The 18,283-nt window shown below is 65.1% G+C and carries 15 protein-coding genes, 1 tRNA gene and 3 pseudogenes; 13 read left to right on the top strand and 6 right to left on the bottom strand.

The annotated features are described in order from the left end of the window. The 6 genes and pseudogenes from ACPGXI_RS15940 to ACPGXI_RS15915 all read left to right on the top strand — a co-directional run. On the top strand, positions 1 to 2,540 hold a 2,540-nt coding region (locus tag ACPGXI_RS15940; protein WP_526654625.1), incomplete at its 5' end, for a Calx-beta domain-containing protein. Positions 2,541 to 2,600: 60 nt separating this feature from the next. Then, entirely contained in the window at positions 2,601 to 2,753 is a 153-nt protein-coding gene (locus tag ACPGXI_RS15935; RefSeq protein ID WP_526654623.1) for a PIN domain-containing protein, read from the top strand. A gap of 267 nt (positions 2,754 to 3,020) precedes the next feature. Then, positions 3,021 to 4,427, top strand: a complete 1,407-nt coding sequence (locus tag ACPGXI_RS15930) for a NarK family nitrate/nitrite MFS transporter (RefSeq protein ID WP_526654621.1) — start codon at positions 3,021 to 3,023, stop codon at positions 4,425 to 4,427. Between the two features lie 66 nt (positions 4,428 to 4,493). Beyond that, positions 4,494 to 4,631 (top strand): annotated as a pseudogene (locus tag ACPGXI_RS15925) (hypothetical protein); the annotation flags it as partial. 54 nt (positions 4,632 to 4,685) lie between these two features. After that, positions 4,686 to 5,930 (top strand): annotated as a pseudogene (locus ACPGXI_RS15920) (molybdopterin-dependent oxidoreductase); the annotation flags it as partial. Between the two features lie 468 nt (positions 5,931 to 6,398). Next, on the top strand, positions 6,399 to 8,588 hold the full coding sequence (locus ACPGXI_RS15915; RefSeq protein ID WP_526654631.1) for a molybdopterin dinucleotide binding domain-containing protein: 2,190 nt from the start codon (positions 6,399 to 6,401) through the stop codon (positions 8,586 to 8,588). A 9-nt stretch (positions 8,589 to 8,597) separates the two neighbouring features. On the opposite strand, the gene ACPGXI_RS15910 is transcribed toward ACPGXI_RS15915, so the two are convergent. Further along, positions 8,598 to 9,947: an acyltransferase family protein gene (locus tag ACPGXI_RS15910; RefSeq protein WP_526654619.1), complete on the bottom strand. Its 1,350-nt coding sequence runs from the start codon at positions 9,945 to 9,947 to the stop codon at positions 8,598 to 8,600. Positions 9,948 to 9,965: 18 nt separating this feature from the next. Further along, a tRNA-Leu gene (locus ACPGXI_RS15905) sits at positions 9,966 to 10,054 on the bottom strand. 99 nt (positions 10,055 to 10,153) lie between these two features. On the opposite strand from ACPGXI_RS15905, the gene ACPGXI_RS15900 reads away from it, so the two are divergent. Both ACPGXI_RS15900 and ACPGXI_RS15895 read left to right on the top strand, forming a co-directional pair. Further along, positions 10,154 to 11,494: a M20/M25/M40 family metallo-hydrolase gene (locus ACPGXI_RS15900; protein WP_526654617.1), complete on the top strand. Its 1,341-nt coding sequence runs from the start codon at positions 10,154 to 10,156 to the stop codon at positions 11,492 to 11,494. A 33-nt stretch (positions 11,495 to 11,527) separates the two neighbouring features. Continuing rightward, a complete protein-coding gene (locus ACPGXI_RS15895; protein ID WP_526654615.1) occupies positions 11,528 to 12,064 on the top strand; it encodes a YbhB/YbcL family Raf kinase inhibitor-like protein in 537 nt (178 codons plus the stop codon). Between the two features lie 48 nt (positions 12,065 to 12,112). On the opposite strand, the gene ACPGXI_RS15890 is transcribed toward ACPGXI_RS15895, so the two are convergent. The 3 genes from ACPGXI_RS15890 to ACPGXI_RS15880 are packed head-to-tail and all read right to left on the bottom strand — an operon-like array spanning position 12,113 to position 14,447. Beyond that, positions 12,113 to 13,165 (bottom strand): quinone-dependent dihydroorotate dehydrogenase, encoded by a 1,053-nt coding sequence (locus tag ACPGXI_RS15890; RefSeq protein WP_526654629.1) that lies wholly within the window; start codon positions 13,163 to 13,165, stop codon positions 12,113 to 12,115. A gap of 23 nt (positions 13,166 to 13,188) precedes the next feature. Beyond that, positions 13,189 to 13,455, bottom strand: a complete 267-nt coding sequence (locus tag ACPGXI_RS15885; RefSeq protein WP_526654613.1) for a DUF5703 family protein — start codon at positions 13,453 to 13,455, stop codon at positions 13,189 to 13,191. After that, positions 13,452 to 14,447: a YncE family protein gene (locus ACPGXI_RS15880; protein WP_526654611.1), complete on the bottom strand. Its 996-nt coding sequence runs from the start codon at positions 14,445 to 14,447 to the stop codon at positions 13,452 to 13,454. Before ACPGXI_RS15880 ends, ACPGXI_RS15885 begins: the two co-directional genes overlap by 4 nt. A gap of 174 nt (positions 14,448 to 14,621) precedes the next feature. Here ACPGXI_RS15880 and ACPGXI_RS15875 point away from each other — a divergent pair, with 174 nt between their 5' ends. From ACPGXI_RS15875 to ACPGXI_RS15855, 5 genes are read left to right on the top strand one after another with little or no spacing between them, the layout of a single operon-like run. Then, positions 14,622 to 14,933 carry a hypothetical protein gene (locus tag ACPGXI_RS15875; protein WP_526654609.1) on the top strand — a complete coding sequence of 104 codons (312 nt, stop codon included), beginning with the start codon at positions 14,622 to 14,624 and terminating at the stop codon, positions 14,931 to 14,933. 54 nt (positions 14,934 to 14,987) lie between these two features. Then, the gene (locus tag ACPGXI_RS15870) at positions 14,988 to 15,818 is read left to right on the top strand and encodes an undecaprenyl-diphosphate phosphatase (protein ID WP_526654627.1); all 831 of its coding nucleotides are present in this window, start codon (positions 14,988 to 14,990) and stop codon (positions 15,816 to 15,818) included. After that, positions 15,815 to 16,531, top strand: coding sequence for a histidine phosphatase family protein (locus ACPGXI_RS15865; RefSeq protein WP_526654607.1), 717 nt, complete (start codon positions 15,815 to 15,817; stop codon positions 16,529 to 16,531). The genes ACPGXI_RS15870 and ACPGXI_RS15865 overlap by 4 nt, the downstream gene beginning before the upstream one ends. Positions 16,532 to 16,587: 56 nt before the next feature. Further along, positions 16,588 to 17,175, top strand: a complete 588-nt coding sequence (locus ACPGXI_RS15860; RefSeq protein ID WP_526654605.1) for an Rv2134c family protein — start codon at positions 16,588 to 16,590, stop codon at positions 17,173 to 17,175. Continuing rightward, a complete protein-coding gene (locus ACPGXI_RS15855) occupies positions 17,159 to 17,986 on the top strand; it encodes an Rv2133c family protein (protein WP_526654603.1) in 828 nt (275 codons plus the stop codon). Before ACPGXI_RS15860 ends, ACPGXI_RS15855 begins: the two co-directional genes overlap by 17 nt. A gap of 85 nt (positions 17,987 to 18,071) precedes the next feature. Here the strand turns inward: ACPGXI_RS15855 and ACPGXI_RS15850 are convergent. Then, positions 18,072 to 18,212, bottom strand: a pseudogene (locus ACPGXI_RS15850) (transposase); the annotation flags it as partial. Positions 18,213 to 18,283: the final 71 nt, after the last annotated feature.

Raw genomic sequence — 18,283 nt, 5'->3', positions numbered from 1 at the left:
GCGCGACCATCGCTGATGCCACCGCGGTCGGCACCATCACCAACGACGATGTGGCCGCCCCGCAGTTGCCCAGTGTGTCGATTGGGGATGCTGCCGGTGTTGAGGGTGATAGTGGGACTTCGGATTTGGGTTTCACGGTGTCGTTGTCGGATGCTTCGGTCGATGCGGTGAGCGTGGGCTATACCACCGCTGATGGCACCGCGGTGGCCGGTGGTGACTATGTCGGCGAGTCGGGCACGGTGACCTTTGCTCCCGGGGTGACTTCGCAACTGGTCACCGTCGCTGTGCTGGGTGACGGCGTCGTGGAAGCCAACGAAACCCTCACCGTGACGTTGTCGGGTCCCTCGGGCGCGACCATCGCTGATGGCACCGCGGTCGGCACCATCACCAACGATGATGTGGCCACTCCCGCGCCTGGTGTTAATTCGGTGGTGCATGAGGTGACCGACGATTGGGGGTCGGGTCACGTCGCGGAGATCACGGTGACCGCGGGAGCGGGTATCGATGGTTGGACGCTGGAGTTCGATTCGCCGGCGGAGATCACCAATGTTTGGAACGCCGAGATGGTGTCCAGCGCAGCTGGTCACTATGTGCTGCGTAATGCGGCGTGGAACGGTGTGGTTGGTGCTGGTAGCAGTGTGGTGCTGGGCTATCAGGCGACCCCGGGCGGGGCGGCGGCTACGGTGAGCAACTTCAAAGTCAACGGAGTTGCTGTCGGTACTCCGGTGCCGGTGCCGCAGCTGCCCAGTGTGTCGATTGGGGATGCGGTTGGGGCTGAGGGTGATAGCGGTTCTTCGAGTCTTGGTTTCGCGGTGTCGCTGTCGGAGGCGTCGAGCAGTCCGGTGACGGTGGGTTATGCGACCGCCAATGGCACTGCTGTTGCCGGTGCGGATTTCACCGCCGAGTCGGGCACGGTCACGTTCGCGCCCGGGGTGACCTCCCAGCAGGTTGACATCGCCGTCGTCGGTGATGCGGTGGTCGAGCAGAACGAAACGTTGACCGTCACTTTGTCGAATCCGTCCGGCGCGACCATCGCTGATGCCACCGCGGTCGGCACCATCACCAACGACGATGTGGCGAATCCGGCGAACCTGTCACTGAGCATCTCCGACGCCTCTGCCACCGAGGGCGCACCCGGAACCGGCGTCGCGCCCGGCTGGTTCGAGACTTCGGGCAACCAGATCGTCGATTCGGCGGGCAACCCCGTGCAAATCGCCGGCGTCAACTGGTTCGGCCTCGAAAGCGACATCTATTCGCCGCACGGCCTGTGGACGCGCAGCTACCAGGACATGATGGACCAGATGGTCGATCTGGATTTCAACACCATTCGGCTGCCGTACTCCAGCCAGATGCTGCACACCACCGCAGCGCCCAGCGGCATCGACTTTTTCCAGAATCCCGAGCTGGTAGGCCTGTCCTCGCTCGAGGTCATGGATGAGATCGTCCGCTATGCAGGCGAGGTCGGACTACGAGTCATCCTCGATCATCACCGCAGCGGCGCCGGAGCGGGCGCCAGCGAGAACGGGCTCTGGTACGACAGCCAGTACACCGAGGCAGAGTGGGTCAACGATTGGCAGATGCTGGCGCAGCGCTACGGGAACGACCCGACCGTGATCGGCGCTGACCTGCACAACGAGCCACACAACGGGACCTGGGGTGGCGGAGGAGTCAACGACTGGGCAGCGGCAGCCGAGCGGGCGGGCAACGCCATTCTCGAAGTGAACTCCAACTGGCTGATCTTCGTCGAGGGTGTGGCGGAGTATCAGGGCGAGAACTATTGGTGGGGTGGCAATCTGATGGGGGTTGCGGACCGTCCGATCGTGCTCGACGTGCCCAACCGGGTCGTCTACTCGCCGCACGATTACCCGAACTCGGTGTGGCCACAGCCGTGGTTCCAAAGTGCTGACTTCGGTGAGCATCTTCCGGCGAAGTTCGAGCAGATGTGGGGCTACATCTACGAGCAGAACATCGCGCCGATCTATCTGGGCGAGTTCGGCACGAATCTCACTGACCCCAAGGACGTCATCTGGTATGAGGCGATCACGTCCTACCTCTCCGGCGACTTCGACAACGACGGCACGATCGACATCGCCGAGGGGACGCAGGACATGTCCTGGACGTTCTGGTCCTGGAACCCCAATTCCGGTGACACCGGCGGGATTCTGGCCAACGACTGGAACACCGTCAACCAGAACAAGGTGGCCTACCTGGACGCCATCCAGTTCGACTTCGACGAGGGCAACTCCGGCGTGCTTGCGCAGTTCGTAGTCTCCCTGGCCGCCCCGTCGGACCAGACGGTGACGGTGCAGTACGCGACGTCGAACGGCACGGCCACCGGTGGCAGCGATTACGCCGCCACCGCCGGCACTCTCACGTTCCTGCCGGGCGAGACCACCAAGTCCGTCGGCGTGGTGGTGTTTGGCGACTCCGTGATGGAAGGCAATGAGAGCTTCATCGTGACGCTGTCCAGCCCCAACGGGGCGACGATCGGCGATGCGACCGGCACCGGCACCATCATCGATGGAGCTGCTGCCGTCTAAAGGCGGACGTAAAGGAGTGGCGCGAACGCCGTGAGCAGTGGGTGAAGTTAAGGTCTGGTATTGGCCGCGGTGGTTGCGAACAGGCGCCAGCCGGATGAGCGGTTCGCCGATGTGATCGCGGCGGCCGCGCACGCTCACCGTTTCGACTCGCACACCCGAAACCCCGGTGACTTCTCGGGGTTGGAAGAGCTGGTCAGGGTCATCCCGATCTGAGGCGGCGGCGACGAGGTGCTCGTCGATCAAGACTGGGCACTGTCGCCCCGACGGAGTGCCGCACGGGCCAACGCCTCACGCCGAACTGTCCTCCATTGTGAGGCCGTGTTTTCCTCGCGGTCACCACTGTGCAATCGAGGTGGAATGCCCTGGCAGTACACCTAGGACGAGCCTGAACAGCGTCGTTCCTCTCCGAGGCCCATCGTGGCCTGGCTCAACCGTGTGAAGCAGCAGGAAACGCATCGGTCCCCCAGCACAGGAGACATCATGACTGTTACGAACAGCGCATCGACCGAACCTGTCGCGGCAGCGGCACCTCCGGCGCCGCCACGCCAGCACGGCAAGCACTGGATCGATGACTGGCGCCCGGAGGACCCGGAATTCTGGGCCAAGACCGGGAAACCGGTGGCCCGCCGCAACCTGATCTTCTCCATCTTTGCCGAACACATCGGATTCTCGGTGTGGCTGCTGTGGAGCATCGTCGTCGTCCAGATGACTGCGGCCGCCGACGGTACCCCGGCCGCATCAGGCTGGGCGCTCACCACTACCCAGGCATTGTGGCTGGTCGCGGTCCCCAGTGGGGTGGGAGCGTTCCTCAGGTTGCCGTACACGTTCGCGGTCCCGGTATTCGGCGGACGCAATTGGACGGTGATCTCGGCGCTGCTGCTGTTGATACCGTGCCTGGGTCTGGCTTGGGTGGTCAGCGATCCCAGCATCTCGTTCGGGCTGTTGCTGGCGGTTGCTGCCACCGCCGGCTTCGGCGGTGGGAACTTCGCATCGTCGATGGCCAACATCTCGTTCTTCTACCCGGAGAAAGAGAAGGGTTGGGCACTCGGACTCAACGCAGCGGGCGGCAACATCGGAGTTGCCGCTGCGCAGAAGGTAATTCCGGTCGTCGTCACCATCGGCGGCGGTGTGACACTGTCACTGGCCGGGTTGTTCTACGTGCCCTTCGCGGTGGCCGCGGCTGTCTGCGCGTTCCTGTTCATGAACAACCTGAGTGAGGCCAAGGCCGACGTGAAGCCGGTCTGGCAGTCACTGCGGCACGCCGACACCTGGATCATGTCCCTGCTCTACATCGGCACCTTCGGCTCCTTCATCGGCTACTCCGCGGCATTCCCAACGCTGTTGAAAGCGGTTTTCGACCGAGGCGATATCGCGCTGGCCTACGCATTCCTCGGGGCCGGTATCGGCTCGATCGCCCGACCGCTCGGCGGCAAGCTCGCAGATCAGATCGGTGGGGCGCGCATCACCGCGATCAGCTTCGTCATGCTGGCGGTAGGCGCATCGGGCGCGCTGTGGTCAGTACAGGCCGTGAACATGCCGGTGTTCTTTACATCCTTCATGTTCCTGTTCATCGCCACCGGCATCGGCAACGGTTCCACCTACCGAATGATCTCCAAGATCTTCCGGATCAAGGGCGAAGACGCCGGTGGAGATCCACTGACCATGCTGCACATGCGGCGGCAGGCCGCCGGGGCATTGGGCATCATCTCCTCGGTAGGCGCGTTCGGCGGGTTCATCGTTCCGCTGGCATACGCGTGGTCGAAGTCCCAGTTCGGCAACATCGAGCCTGCACTGCAGTTCTACGTGGCGTTCTTCTTGCTTCTGCTGGGGGTCACCTGGTTCTTCTACCTGCGCAAGAACACGCGGATGGGGCAGGTCGGTGTGTAATCACCTGAATGCCTCGGCTAACGCCTACGGAACAAGAACGCAACACAGTTCGTGCACGATGACGCGATGGAAGTCGTCGGCCAGCCCGGGATGCTGACCCGGACCGCCTGCTCCTATTGCGGGGTCGGTTGCGGGATGTCCGTGGAGACCCGCGCCGACCCTGACACAGGGGTTCCGGTGATCGCCAAGGTTTCCGGGGACAAACTGCACCCCGCCAACTTCGGACGCCTGTGCACGAAGGGCGCCACCCACGCTGAGATGATGGCGGCCACCGACGGTCGGCTGACGACGGCCCTGCTACGGCCGTCCCGAGACGACGACCCGGTGGTCGCCGACATCGATGATGCGTTGGCCGAGGCAGGCCGGCGGCTGCGTGCGATCGTCGACGAACACGGCCCGGATGCAGTGGCGTTCTACGTCTCGGGACAGATGTCGATCGAGGCTCAGTATCTTGCCACCAAGCTCGCCAAAGGCTTCCTGCGCACCATGCACATCGAGTCCAACTCACGGCTGTGCATGGCCAGTGCAGGCACCGGCTTCAAGCAGTCACTGGGCGCAGATGGACCACCGGGTTCATACGCCGATTTCGACTGCGCGAACCTGTTCTTTGTCATCGGCTCGAACATGGCCGACTGCCATCCGATTCTCTACCTTCGGATGGCGGACCGGCTCAAAGCCGGTGCCGAGTTGATCGTCGTCGATCCGCGTCGAACCACCACCGCCGAAAAGGCCGACCTGTACCTCCAGATCCGGCCCGGCACCGATCTGGCACTGCTGAACGGAATCTTGCATCAGTTGGTTCGGGACGGAGCGATCGACGAGGACTTCATCGCCGAACACACCCAAGGCTGGGAGGCGATGCCGGATTTTCTGGCTGACTACACTCCGGATCGGGTTGCCGCCATCACCGGCCTGGACGAGGCCGATATCCGCACCGCAGCCGCAATGATCGCCGCGGCTGGTGACTGGATGACCTGCTGGACAATGGGATTGAACCAGAGCACCCACGGCACCCGGAACACCAACGCGATCTGTAATCTGCATCTGGCTACCGGAGCCATATGCCGGCCGGGCAGCGGCCCCATGTCACTGACCGGTCAGCCCAATGCCATGGGTGGCCGCGAAATGGGTTATCTGGGTCCAGGTCTGCCGGGCCAGCGGGCCGTGCAATCCTCCGACGACCGGGCATTCGTCGAACAGCAGTGGGACCTGGAACCGGGCACCATTCGCACCGACGTCGGACCGGGAACTGTCGAGATGTTCCGGCAACTGGGCAGCGGACAGATCAAAGCCGTGTGGATCATCTGCACGAATCCCGTTGCCAGCATGCCTAATCGAGACACCACGATCACCGGGCTGAAGTCCGCGGACCTGGTGATCACCCAGGACGCCTACGTCGACACCGCAACGAATCATTACGCCGACATCATGCTGCCGGCAACGCTGTGGGCCGAAGCCGACGCTGTCATGGTCAACTCCGAACGCAACCTCACGCTTCTGCAGCAGTCCATCCCACCGGTTGGGGACGCCCGGCCCGACTGGGAGCTGATCTGTGGCGTGGCCCAGCATCTCGGGTTCGGGGATGAGTTCGCCTATAAATCCAGTGAGCAGATCTTCAACGAGATCCGCCGATTCCATAATCCCCGAACCGGATACGATCTGCGGGGCGTCAGCTACGAACGGCTTCGCGAAACCCCGGTGCAGTGGCCGTGCCCGCCGGAGGTGAATCCCGACGGGCGCCCGCGCAGCTTTGCCGACCGCAACCCGATCCGATACCTCAACGACGGTGTATCGCAGGATCTCTATACCGATGTTGACGGACATCAGCCCCGGTTGGCGTTCGCCACCGCGTCCCGGCGGGCGGTGTTTCACCGGTGTCCGCACCAGGATGCCGCCGAGTTACCCGACCCGGTTTCGGGTGACTATCCGTTCATCCTCAACACCGGCCGTTTGCAACATCAGTGGCACACCATGACCAAGACCGGGAAGGTGGACAAGCTCAACAAACTCAACGGCGCGCCATCCGTCGAGATCCATCCCGACGATGCCGGCACCCTGGGGGTCGCCGAAGGCAGTGACGTGGAGGTGGTCTCACGGCGGGGCCGCGCCGTGTTGCCCGCTGTCATCACCGACCGGGTGCGGCCCGGTAATGTCTGGGCGCCTTTTCACTGGAACGACGAACACGGCCAGAACCTGACCATCAATGCGGTGACCAACGATGCCGTTGATCCAGACTCGTTGCAGCCGGAGTTCAAGGTGTGCGCGGTGCGGCTGGTTCCGGTTCCGGTCCGGCCGGCGCTACTGATCCCCCCGGACGGACCCGAACTCTCCGAGAGCGAAACACTCTATCTGACGGGGTTTTTCGCTGGGGTCGAACAAGGCGTGCCAGGTGTTCCCGTGCTGCCCGCATCCGCGCCGATCGGTGCCCGCACTCGACTGTGGACGGACGGACTGCTGGCGGGTCAGTTCTCCCGGCTGCCGTCCGGCGCGCCGGCCGCCGAGCCGCTCGCGCAAATGGCGGTCGAGGAGGGGCCGTTGGTTCTGTGGGCCTCGCAGACCGGTTATGCCGAGGAAGTCGCGAGCAAGCTGGGTGAACGGCTCGGTGGTGCACGGCTTCGGGCGATGGACGCCATCGCGTTATCTGATATCGCGGGGGAGAGTTGGGTCGTCCTCATTACCAGCACCTTCGGTGACGGCGGACCACCGGACAACGGTGCGGACTTCTGGGAGCGGCTGCAGGCGCCGCAGGCGCCCTCACTGAAGGGCGTGCGTTTCATGGTGCTGGGTATCGGTGACCGCTCCTACGACAACTTCTGCGGATACGCGAAATCACTCGATGCCCGGTTGGCGGAACTGGGCGGCATCAGATTGCTGGACCGCGCCGAATGCGAGGCCCACGAAGGTCAACCGCTCGCGATGTGGGCGGACTCGGTCGCCGAGGTGATGGCCGCACCCTCCCAGCAACCCGATCGCGCGCCCTTGGCTTCCGTGCCGGTGTCGGCGCCCGCGGCAGCGCCCACGACTTCGCCCGTCACCACACCCACACCGTTCACCCGCGGCTTCCCGATTACCGCGCCGCTGTGCCGCAACACCAGTCTCACACCGGCCGCGGCGACCAAAGACGTGCGGCAGTTCGGGTTCGACATCAGTGACCAGCACGTGACGTACTCCGCCGGCGACTCATTAGGCGTGTACGTGACCAACTCCGGGCAGGTTGTCGAGAGTTGGCTCGCGGCAACCGGTCTGAGTGGCGACGAGTCGATCGTCGTCGACGGAGCGGCCATCCCGCTGCGGCACGCACTGGCGTCGCACTACGACGTCTGCAAGGTGACGCCGAATTTGATCGGCTTCGTCGCCGAACATTGTTCGGATGCCAGGTTTGCCAAGCGGCTGCGTAAGGACCGCGGCCGCCTCGACAAGTGGTTGGTGAACCGCAACGGACTCGACCTGGTCACCGAATTCACCGTGCGCGCCAGTCCGCAACTATGGCAAGAGGTGTTGGTGCGGTTGACGCCTCGGCAGTACTCGATCTCATCCAGTCCGCTCGTCAGCCCACACGAAATCCAGTTGACCGTGTCTGTGGTGCGCTACCGCAGTGCCGGCGGGGCGCCGCGCGGCGGCGTCGCCTCGACCTATCTGGCCGAGTTGGCCGAGCGCACCACGGTGCCCGTGTTCCTCCAGCGCTCGCCGCACTTCCGTCCCCCAGGGGACGCCCAGACCCCGATGATCATGGTCGGGCCCGGTACCGGGGTTGCTCCGTTTCGCGGCTTTCTCCAGGAACGCCGCGCGCTCGGTCACACCGGCCCCAACTGGTTGTTCTTCGGCGACCGACACCGCGCTCACAACTTTTACTATCGCGACGATCTGGCCGATATGGTCGATGATGGCTTCCTGAACCGCCTGGATCTCGCCTTCTCCCGCGACCAGAACCAGCGGGTGTACGTTCAGCACAAGATGCTCGACTACGGCGCCGACGTGTGGCGCTGGCTCGAGGGTGGGGCGCATTTCTACGTGTGCGGCGACGCCGGCCGGATGGCCAGGGAAGTCGACGAAGCCCTGACGGAGATCATTCGGTCCCACGGCGGAATGAACATGGAGTCGGCCCGAGACTACAAGCGCGAGTTGGTTGCCGAGAAACGCTATGTGCGCGATGTCTACTGACGATCACGGTCAGGCTGCTGTTCCTTTAGGGTCAGCCGGTGCGGATGAACCCGACGAACTGTCGGTGGCCCCGTGGCGCGGACGGATGGCGACCAGTAGTGCGCCTCCGAACAGGAGCGCCACCGCCACTAGCGGTGGTCGGCCATCGGGAGCGAAGCCGCCCGCAGAGATGAGACCAAGGGACAGCGCGCAGGCGGCCGTTCCGACATAGAGCGTGGCCATTGCGATGTTGTCGCGCAACGGCGTTGCGAAAGTCGGTATCGGCGAGGCGAACAGTCGTCGTTGCCACGACAAGAAGCTCAGCAAGACCACGGTGACAATCGCCAGCACCAGTTCCCACTCCAGGCGGGCCAGCCACCATGCGCCTGTGCCGAGTGGGGGCTGCGGAAGCAGTCCTGTCGGGTATCCGACCAGTGTGACGACGATGACGGGCATCATGTGCCACAGGTACAGCGCCATGACGTTGTTGTTGGCTGTCGAGATCACGCGCGGCCACCTGCCCCGTGCCAGCGCGCGGTTCAACGCGGGCACTACCGCGAACAGCAGCCCGATCTGCACGCTCCCCAACGCCAACAGGGCAACCGAAGGGGGAGCGCTGTTCTCCACCCGGACACCCGGAACGCCGATCATCGCGATGGGGTAAGGGCCCCAGGTCACCAGCAGTGGGAGAGCTATCGCGGCGACGACCGCCATCGCAACCAGCAGGCGCTTTCCCAGACGTCCACCGTGCCAGGCAATCCCGAGCTGATAGATCGCCGCCCAACAGAAGAAGTAATTCGCCATTCGGATCTCGGGATGCCCGGTGCCGATTCCCGCCGCGTCGACCACGATCACACAGGCAGCGAGTACCGCCGGCACCGCGAGGCCCCAGCGCCGGTGTGCGGCCACGGCTACCGGCGTCAGCGCGACCACCATCAGATACACAGCCAGAAACCACAGATGCATGGCGACCGCCCAGCCGCCCAACTCCAAGACCGTTCCGTCGACACCGGCCAGCATGAGCACCGTGATCACGGCGAGGACGAATACGGCGTAGATCGCGGTGGGCCCGAGCGTGCGAGCCACGCGGCGGCGTATCCAGTCCTGCCGCGACCTGGCGTCATCGGCGCGCAGTCGCGCCCACGACACGGCGCTTGCGTAGCCGGCGACTGCGAAGAACACCGGAACAACTTGGAAGAACCACGTGAGCCATTGGGTCCAGGGCATCAGGACCAGCGGATTGTCCCGGCCGAACTCGCCGTTGCGGTACGTCATCACAGAAAGTAGCCAGTGGCCGATGACGACGAGCATCACCGCCATTGCCCGGTACAGGTCGAGCGCGATCGCCCGTGGCGGTGACGAGGCTCTCGAATCGTCCATCGGTTGCCTTTTGGTTTGTGGTGTCCGAGGGGGGACTTGAACCCCCACGCCCGTTAATAGGGCACTAGCACCTCAAGCTAGCGCGTCTGCCATTCCGCCACTCGGACCAGTTCGAAAGCAACTTAGGCTATCGGATCGGCGTGTCCGGGCCAAACCCGCGAGAGCCGGGAACTCTCGCAACAGGCTCGGAGAAGGATGGTAGGAAAGTGACTGTGAGTTCCGCACCGACGCCCAGCGACGAGGTCGTCGGCCTTGTGAGCGCGCTGATCCGTTTCGACACCTCCAACACCGGTGAGCCGGCCACCACCAAGGGGGAGGCCGACTGCGCACGCTGGGTGGTAGGCCAACTCGAGGAAGTCGGGTTCACCACCGAGTACGTCGAGGCGGGCGCGCCAGGTCGGGCCAACGTGTTCGCCCGGCTCAAAGGTGCAGACCCGTCCCGCGGCGCACTGATGCTGCACGGCCATCTCGACGTGGTGCCCGCCGAGGCGTCCGACTGGAGCGTGCACCCGTTCTCCGGGGCCGTCGAGAACGGATACGTGTGGGGCCGCGGCGCGGTCGATATGAAGGACATGGTCGGGATGATGATCGCCGTCGCCCGGCACTTCAAGCGCTCGGGCATCGTTCCGCCTCGCGACCTGGTGTTCGCCTTCGTCTCCGACGAGGAGGCAGGCGGCAACTTCGGGTGCAAATGGCTGGTGGAGAATCGTCCCGATCTCTTCGATGGTGTCAGCGAGGCGGTCGGCGAGGTCGGCGGATTCTCGCTGACCGTGCCGCGTCGCGAAGGCGGCGACCGTCGGCTCTACCTCATCGAGACTGCCGAGAAGGCGATGATGTGGATGCGGTTGTCGGCGCGCGGCCGGGCGGGCCACGGGTCGATGGTGCACGACGACAACGCCGTCACCGCGGTGGCCGAGGCCGTCACAAAGTTGGGCCGCCACCAGTTCCCGATCGTGCTCACCGAATCGGTGCAGCAGTTCTTGGCAGCGGTGAGCGAGGAAACGGGATACAGCTTCGATGCCGACTCGGCCGATCTTGACGGTGCGGTCGCCAAGCTCGGGCCCATCGCCAAGATCGTGGGTGCCACACTGCGCGACACCGCCAACCCGACGATGCTCAAGGCCGGGTACAAGGCCAACGTCATCCCCGCCACCGCCGAGGCCGTTGTCGACTGCCGCGTCCTGCCGGGCCGACTGGCCGAGTTCGAGCGTGAGGTCGACGAGGTCATCGGGCCCGACATAATCCGTGAGTGGATCACCGAACTTCCTTCCTACGAGACCTCGTTCGACGGCGATCTGCTCGAAGCGATGAACGCTGCGATTCTGTACGCCGATAGCGACGCGCGCATTGTGCCCTATATGCTCTCCGGGGGAACTGATGCAAAACACTTTGCCCGCTTGGGAATTCGGTGCTTCGGTTTCGCACCATTGCGGCTGCCGGCTGATCTGGATTTTGCCGCGTTGTTCCACGGCGTCGACGAGCGGGTACCGGTTGACGCGTTGACCTTTGGGGCGCGGGTGCTCGAACATTTTCTCCTGCACTGCTGAACACCCGACCGATGACGAGAGGATTGGCCGACAGTGTCTTTTCCGTACAACCCTTACGATTTCCTGCCCGAGCTACCGACCTTCACGGTGACCTCGGAATCTTTCACCGATGGACAATCGCTGGCCAATGACCAGGTCAGCGGCATCATGGGAGCTGGCGGGTCAGACATATCGCCGCAGCTGAGCTGGTCGGGCTTCCCCGAAACCACCCGCAGTTTCGCCGTCACCGTCTATGACCCCGACGCACCCACTGCTTCGGGGTTCTGGCACTGGGCGGTGTTCAACCTGCCGGCTACGGTTACCGAGCTGCCCGCCGGTGTCGGTGACGGCAGTGACAGCGGATTTCCCGGTGACGCAGTCACTTTGGCCAATGACGCTGGGCTGAAACGATTCATCGGGGCAGCTCCGCCGGCCGGGCACGGGCCGCACCGCTACATCGTCGCCGTGCACGCCGTCGGCGTCGAGAAGCTCGACGTTCCCGCGGAGGGCACCCCGGCCTACCTGGGCTTCAACCTCTTCGGTCACGCTATCGCCCGGGCGCTCATCCACGGCACCTACGAACAGAAGTAGTGATTTCGGCGTGGTTGTCTTCGCCAGCCGTCGACAACCACGCCGAAGTCACCGAGTTGCGGATCCGACAGCGTCGGCAAGGCTGCGGAAGCGGTTCTCGTGCAGGCGGCGCGCGAGCCCGTCATGGATCGTCTTCGCCCACAGCCCGCCGCCGTAGACGAACCCGGTGTAACCCTGCAGCAGCGAAGCGCCCGATACGATGCGCTCCCATGCGTCCTGCGGGGTCTCGATGCCGCCGACGCTGATCAGCACCAGTCGGTCGCCCACTCTGCGGTACAGCCGGCGGAGCACCTGCGCGGAGCGCCGGGCCACCGGGGGGCCGGAGATGCCGCCGGGGCCCAGTTCATCGACCCGGGGCGTCCTCAGGCCGTCGCGGGACACTGTCGTGTTGGTGGCGACGATCCCGGCGAGGCCGAGTTCGACTGCCAGATCAGCGATGTCGTCGATATCGCCGTCGGCGAGGTCGGGTGCGATCTTGACCAGCACCGGCGTCGACGTCTCGGCGAGCACCGCCGCGAGAATCGGCCGCAGCGCATCGACCGATTGCAGGTCACGCAAGCCCGGGGTGTTCGGTGAGCTGACGTTGACGACCAGGTAGTCCGCCAGCGGCCCCAGCAGCCGGGCGCTCTCGGCGTAGTCCTGGGCTGCCCGTTCGGGCGGGGTGACCTTGGTCTTGCCGATGTTGACCCCGATCGGAAAATCGGGGCTGCGCCGCGTGAGCTGCATTGCCAGCGCCCCGGCGCCCTGGTTGTTGAATCCCATCCGGTTGAGCAGTGCGCGGTCGGCGGGCAACCGGAACATCCTCGGCCGCGGATTGCCTGGCTGCGGTTGCGCCGTGACGGTGCCCACTTCGGCGTGCCCGAAGCCCAGCGCGCCCCAGGTGCGCACACCGAGCCCGTCCTTGTCGAACCCGGCCGCCAGCCCCATTGGGCCCCGAAAGCCGATGCCGAACACGGTGCTGGACAGCACCGGGTCCACCGGAGTCAGGCGGCGCGCCAGTCCGCGGCGCAGCGCGGCGGGCCGGGTGGCGGCGCGTAGGCCCGCGAAGACCCAGGTGTGGATCCATTCTGGGGGGGCCAGGAACAGCGCCCGCCGCAACATTTGGTATGTCAAAGCCGGTCCCTCTACAGCGCGGGCTGGTCAGGGTGGCGTGCCGTGTCGGCGCGTTTTCTGCGCTTCAGCAGTACCCGTCTACTGCCGTCGGTGTACAGCCGAACCCGGGTCAACTCCCAACCTCGGTACTCGGCCTCGATCGACAACCGGATGGATGCGCTGACGCGGGTCACCTCGGGTGGCAGCCGCAACGGAATCCACTCGTAATCGCCCGAGTGGTCGTCGGAGACCACCTTGTTCCAGGCCGCGGGCATCGGGCCTCGGGCGGGGGGGCTCACTTCGGCACTCCGGCGGAGGTGATCACCTGGATGCCGGCTCCCGCGCCGGACACCACGTAGAGGGTTGCGGACGCATTGTCGAAGGCCAGCGAGTTGGGTTGCTGCACGGTTTGATATCGCACCTTCTCGACGGGGATCCCGGTCGCCAGATCGTAACCAACGACGGTGTTGGTCGCCGTCTGGGCGACCCAGGCAAGCCCTGTCGGGTTCTCGGACACTGCGAGGCCGTAGGGCGAGTCCGGCACCGGGAAGCGCTGGCGCAGGATGAGCGGATCGACGCCGTACACCAGCAACTCGCCCCCGCGGGTGTCGGTGACCAGTACCAGTCCCGCGGAGTCCGCGGCCATGGTGGTGGCGCCCTCGCCGGCCCGCAGCGCCTGTTCGGCCTTCGTGCCCTCGGAGTTCAGGCTGGTGATCGAGGTCTGGCCGCGGTCCAGCACGACGGCGGTATCGCCCTGCATGACGATGCTGTCCACCCGCGCGAAGATCTTCAGTCGTGCACTGACTGTGGTGTCAGAAGCCAGCGTGTAGACCGCACCGTCGGCGCTGCCCAGAACGAGCCGGCCGTCGGTACGCCGGGCGATGGCGGTGATGTCGACCTCGTCGAGACCCTGCACGCCGATTCTCGTCGCGGTGCCCGACGCGATGTCGAACCGGAAGTAACCGCCTTTCGTTGACAGGAACAGCCGGCCCTCGTCATCGCCGGCCAGCGCCGTCGCGGTGCCCTCGAGGCGGGTCGCAGCGGCCGCACCTGACGCAGAGAAGACCGTCAGGACCGACCCCTCATCGGCGCCGCCCCCCAGGACCACCAGCGAGCCGGTCCCGGTATCGAAGGTCGCCGCCTGCGCGGGACCGGGCAGTGGGCGCACCACTCCCGCAGGAGTGGCGTTAACCGGCGGCGACGCGGCCGCTGACGCGGCATCGATGGTGGGCGGGGTCGTGTCCGCAAGTTTGGACGAACACCCGGTGAAAAGCGCCGCCGTCAGGGCCATCGTCAGTATCGCAACGGTGTGGCGGACCAGTTGAGCTGGTAGGTCAATGCGACGGGGCAACGGGAAACTCTCGATTGTGGACGGAACCTGACCGGATCAGTGTATTCAAATTCAAGGGCCCGAATCGCCGGCATCGCAGCGTCAATTGGCGCCGGCGACGGTATGGTAAACGCCATGAATCTCGCGGCGGACAGCGACGTGACCGATCGAGAATTCGCAGTTGAGGACATCACCACCGGGGTGCATGCCAGCGGGTTTGGCCAGGTGGGCGACGGGAGAGCGTTCTCCTTCCACATTGAGCGGCAGGCGCTGGTCGTGGAGATTTACCGGCCGCGGCTGCGTGATCTGGTCCCGCAGTCCGAAGACATCGTCGCGGTGGCCACCCGCAAACTGACCGAAATCGATTTGTCCGACGAGCGCAGCCTTGCTGCCGCGGTCCGCGATGCGGTGGCCGAAGCTCAGCCGGTGCCCCGCCATAGCCGCTGAAGGCCGCTAACCCCACGTCACGGTACGGTCGTCGTCGTGACGGACGTGCCTGCGATGTCGTGGCTTCAGGTCGCCGTCCTCTCGGTACTGCAGGGTCTCACCGAGTTTCTGCCGGTGTCTTCATCAGGGCACCTGGCGATCGCATCGCGGGTGTTCTTCGATGAGGACGCCGGTGCCTCGTTCACCGCCGTCAGTCAGCTCGGCACCGAAGCGGCCGTGCTGGTCTACTTCGCCCGCGATATCGTGCGGATCGTCAAGGCGTGGTTCAGCGGCCTGTTCGTGGCCGCCCACCGCACCGTCGATTACTGGCTGGGGTGGTGGGTGATCATCGGCTCGATACCGATCGGCGTGGTCGGGCTGCTGTTCAAGGACGAGATTCGCACCGGCGCACGAAATCTGTGGCTGGTGGCGACCGCGCTCGTAGTCTTTTCCCTGGTCATCGCGGCGGCTGAGTACTTCGGTCGGCAAACGCGTCAAGTTGAGCAGCTCACCTGGAAGGACAGCGTTATCGTCGGCCTCGCGCAGTGCCTGGCGCTGGTGCCGGGGGTTTCGCGGTCGGGTGCGACGATCAGCGCGGGGCTGTTCCGGGGCCTCGATCGTGAGCTTGCAGCACGCTTCGGCTTCCTGCTGGCGATACCGGCGGTGTTCGCCTCGGGCCTGTTCTCGTTGCCCGACGCGTTCAACCCGGCCGGGGAAGGCATGAGCGCCAGCGGTGCCCAGTTGCTGGTTGCCACCGTCATCGCGTTCGTCGTCGGGTTTGCCGCGGTGTCCTGGTTCCTGCGTTTCCTGGTCCGGCACAGCATGTACTGGTTCGTCGGTTACCGCATTGTGCTGGGCGTCGTCGTGCTGATTCTGTTGGGGACCGGAGTGGTGGCCGCGACATGACCGTTCTGCTACTGCGCCACGGCCGTTCGACATCGAACACGGCCCACACTTTGGCCGGTCGCTCCTCGGGCATCGACCTCGACGATCGAGGTCGCGAGCAGGCCGGGGCGCTCGTCGAGCGGATCGGGGTGCTGCCGATCCGCGCCATCGTTCGCTCACCGTTGCTGCGGTGTGAGCGAACGGTGGCACCGCTGGCCTCGGCGCTGAGCCTGGACCCCCTCATCGATGAGCGAATCTCCGAGGTCGACTACGGCTCGTGGACCGGCCGCAAAATCGGTGAACTGGTGAAGGAACCGCTGTGGGGGGTCGTCCAGCAACATCCCAGCGCAGCAGTGTTTCCCGATGGGGAGGGGCTGGCGGGCGTCCAGGCCCGCGCGGTGGCGGCGGTACGCGAGCACGACCGCAGGTTGGCCCAGGAGCACAGCGGTGACGTGTTGTGGGTGGCATGTACCCACGGCGACGTGATCAAGGCGGTGCTGGCCGATGCGCTCGGCTCGCACCTGGACAGTTTCCAGCGCATCAATGCCGACCCGGCTTCGGTGAGCGTCATCCGCTACACGACGGCGCGGCCATTCGTGATCCATGTCAATCACACGGGCTCCGCGCTGAACGCCGCGCTGTCTGCCCCATCCGCCGTCGAGAAGTCTCAGGAACCCGTACAAGACAGTGAAGTACCCGCAGGTGACGGTGTGGTGGGCGGATCGACCGGATGAGTGCGACGCCGCACAATTACGGCTGAAGTGGCATTGCCGGTATTTTGGACCTTGCCATGGCTCGCGAAATCCACGTCTTCCGCACACCCGACCGATTCGTGGCCGGGACTGTCGGCCAACCGGGGAATCGAACCTTCTATCTGCAGGCGGTCCACGACACCCGGGTGATCTCGGTGATCCTGGAGAAACAGCAGGTGGAGGTGCTTGCCGAACGGATCGCCGCGCTGTTGTTGGAGATCAATCGTCGTTTCGGCACACCGGTCCCGCCCGACACCGGTGATGTCGAAGATCTGAGCCCACTGGTCACCCCGGTGGATGCCGAGTTCCGGGTCGGCACCATGGGCCTGGGTTGGGACTCGGAGGCCGAGACCGTCGTGGTCGAACTCCTGGCGGTCTCCGACGTCGAGTTCGATGCGTCGGTCGTCCTCGACGACGCCGAAGAGGGTCCCGACGCGGTACGGGTATTCCTGACCCCTGACTCGGCCCGGGAGTTCGCGGCCCGCTCCAATCGGGTCATCTCGGCTGGACGCCCGCCCTGCCCACTCTGCGATGAACCGCTGGATCCCGAAGGGCACATCTGCGTCCGCACCAACGGCTACCGGCGCGGCGCGCTGGCCGGGTCCGACGATGTCGACGACACCTGAGCAGGCGCTTCAGCGCGGTGAGCTGACCGTCATCGGCCGGATTCGTTCTGCGAGCAACGCGACCTTCCTGTGCGAGGCGAAACTGGACGATCGCGTTCAGCACTGTGTGTACAAACCGGTGCGGGGTGAGGCGCCGCTGTGGGACTTCCCGGAGGGCACGCTGGCCGGGCGTGAACTCTGCAGCTATCTGGTTTCAGCGACGCTGGGCTGGAATATCGTGCCCTACACCATCATTGGCGATGGGCCGGCGGGCCCGGGAATGTTGCAGCGCTGGGTCGACCAGCCCGCCGACGACGAAGCCGGCGAGGATGGCAATGCTGCCGCCGGCGATGCGGGGCCGGACCTCATCGATCTGGTGCCCTCAGGCGGCATTCCGGCCGGTTACCTGCCGGTTCTGCAGGCCTACGACTACGCCGGTGCCGAGGTCACACTGGTGCACGCCGACGATGACCGCCTGCGCCGGGTGGCGGTGTTCGACATTCTGATCAACAACGCCGACCGCAAGGGCGGACACCTCCTCTCCGGTGTGGACGGGCAGGTCTACGGCGTCGACCACGGTGTCTCCCTGCACGTCGAGGACAAGCTGCGAACCGTGCTGTGGGGCTGGGCGGGAGAGCCCGTCGATGATGACACCCTCGCGGCGGTCGGCCGTCTCGATGAGGCACTCGGCGACGAACTCGGCGCGCAACTGGGCAGCCACATCACCCCGCGGGAGGTGGCTGCCCTACGAGCCAGAGTCGTTGCGCTGCTGAGAGATCCGGTGATGCCGATGCCCGATCGGCGGCGGCCGATACCGTGGCCGGCGTTCTGACCGGATTCTTGGGCGCGAGCCTCGGACTTGAAGTCCGGGGTGAGCAACCGCCCGATTTGTCGGCGGGCGTAGCCCGGCGTTTAGAGTGGTCGGCCTCGCCGTTGAACTCGACCAACTCGGCACACACCTCGGCCATGGTGTGCTCGCAGAAGGTGAGCATGGCGTCGGTGAACACTTTCCGGCGGTATTTCGTCACGAACACCAGATGGGCGTGCAGCAGCGACATGCTGTGGCGGGCAAGTCGGTTGGTCGTTGTTGTCAGTGGCCACCTCTACGGTTGCGGTATGCAGATGCGTT

It is taken from the genome of Mycobacterium sp. (assembly GCF_049608025.1).
Classification (GTDB): domain Bacteria; phylum Actinomycetota; class Actinomycetes; order Mycobacteriales; family Mycobacteriaceae; genus Mycobacterium.
The sequence above is the reverse complement of the archived record's forward strand: the minus strand, read 5'-3'. Positions and strand labels throughout refer to the sequence as shown.